This is a genomic window from Pseudomonas sp. P5_B2 (genome assembly GCF_056400445.1).
In genome coordinates, this window is the sequence record NZ_JBFULH010001538.1 from 1 (window position 1) to 503 (window position 503).

Annotated in this window: 1 protein-coding gene; it reads left to right on the forward strand. The window is 53.3% G+C overall.

Features of this window, described 5'->3' with window-relative positions; all coding sequences use genetic code 11:
- Positions 1-181: 181 nt before the first annotated feature.
- Positions 182-503: AraC family transcriptional regulator (locus AC1DRJ_RS32265; protein WP_477805650.1), on the forward strand; the 322-nt coding region annotated here is incomplete at its 3' end.

Sequence of the window (503 nt, forward strand, 5' to 3'; positions counted from 1 at the left end):
GGCTTGTACAAGCATCGGAGAGACCTTAAAAGAATTTGTCGGATGGACATTTTCCCGGTCTGCCAAGGCTCTCTGTAGTGCGATCCGCTTGATTACTTGCCTGATTCTATGAGTCTCTGCTTTTTTGCAGGACGGTCGGGAGCTGGCGAGTTAGAGTTCATGGAAGAGGTACAAGATGAATATGACGAACAACCCCGAAACAACGCCTCAACAGGCATCGCCACAAGAAAGGCTTGCGCAGATCATCGGCACGCAGATCTCGAAACCAGGTGATTACGGAACGGCCATTACAGGTCTCGGCTTCTTCAGACGCGAGCATCCAGCACCGCCCATCGTCTGCATGGTTGAGCCAAGCATCATCCTCATCGCCCGGGGTGAGAAACAGCTCTGGGTAGGTGGCGAGGGCTACCCCTATGACACATCGCGGTTTCTGATCACCTCATTGGATTTGCCTGCAAATTCAGAAGTGCTGACGGCAAGCCCCGAACAACCATGCTTGGGGC